At 64.2% G+C, this 1,193-nt stretch carries 1 protein-coding gene; it reads left to right on the top strand.

Annotated elements, in window-relative coordinates:
• Positions 1-1,175 (top strand): IS3 family transposase gene (locus XI08_RS09975; RefSeq protein ID WP_442869788.1). Its coding sequence is split into 2 segments (ribosomal slippage), with 1,176 coding nucleotides annotated over them: positions 1-241 and positions 241-1,175; the frame shifts between segments, so codons are not numbered across the junction. This gene is flagged as partial in the annotation.
• Positions 1,176-1,193: the final 18 nt, after the last annotated feature.

Genomic DNA, 1,193 nt, shown 5'->3' with positions numbered 1-1,193 from the left:
AGGTTTACGGAAGAGCAGATTATCGCAGTGTTGAAGGAGCATGAGGCCGGGGCGAAGACGGCCGATCTGGCTCGCAGGCACGGGATCTCTGAAGCGACGATCTACAATTGGAAGGCCAAATTCGGCGGCATGGATGTCTCCGAGGCCAAGCGGCTGAGGGCCCTGGAGGAGGAGAACGGGAAGCTGAAGAAGCTTCTTGCCGAGCAGATGCTCGATGCAGCCGCCCTTCGCGAGCTCCTTTCAAAAAAATGGTAGGGCCCGCCGCCAAGCGCGCTGCTGTCGCGCATCTGCAGGCCGTCATGAGCCTGTCGGAACGGCGGGCCTGCTCGATCGTGGGCGCGGATCGGAAGATGGTCCGTTACCGCTCCAGCCGTCCGCCGGACGCTGCTCTACGCGGCCGGCTGCGTGACCTCGCCACCGAGCGGCGACGTTTTGGCTACCGCCGGCTGTTCGTCCTGCTGCGGCGAGAGGGAGAGCCCTCGGGGATCAACCGGATCTACCGGCTTTATCGGGAAGAAGGGCTCACCGTCCGCAAGCGGCGGGCTCGCCGCAAGGCCGTGGGGACCCGTGCCCCGATCCTGGTCGAGGCGAGGCCCAATGCGCGCTGGTCGCTGGATTTCGTCCACGACCAGTTCGCCAACGGTCGGCGCTTCCGCATCCTCAACATCGTCGACGACGTCACCAAGGAATGCCTGGGCGCCATTCCGGACACATCGATCTCGGGGCGGCGCGTGGCCCGCGAACTGACGGCGATCGTCGAGCGGCGCGGCAAGCCAGGAATGATCGTGTCCGACCATGGCACCGAGTTCACCTGCAACGCCATGCTCGCCTGGTGCAAGGACGCAGCCATCGACTGGCACTTCATCGCACCAGGAAAGCCGATGCAGAACGGCTTTGTCGAGAGCTTCAACGGCCGGATGCGCGACGAACTGCTCAACGAGACCTTGTTCTTCGAACTCGACGATGCTCGCGCCAAGATCGCCAACTGGGTTGCCGACTACAATCTCCAGCGGCCTCACTCGTCGCTGAAATACCTGACCCCCGCGGCCTATGCCGCCCACCTCACCGCAACGGACGACCGGCTGCGCAACCCCGACCAGCTCCGCCGATCGTCCGTTGCTCCACCCGCGCCACTTGGCGTACAAAACCCCGAGACTCTAACCGCCACCGGATGAAAACTCAGTGGCAGGTCA

The organism is Bradyrhizobium sp. CCBAU 11361, from assembly GCF_028128935.1.
GTDB lineage: Bacteria > Pseudomonadota > Alphaproteobacteria > Rhizobiales > Xanthobacteraceae > Bradyrhizobium > Bradyrhizobium niftali.
Note: the sequence above shows the minus strand (reverse complement) of the source record. Positions and strands in the feature narration are given on the sequence as shown.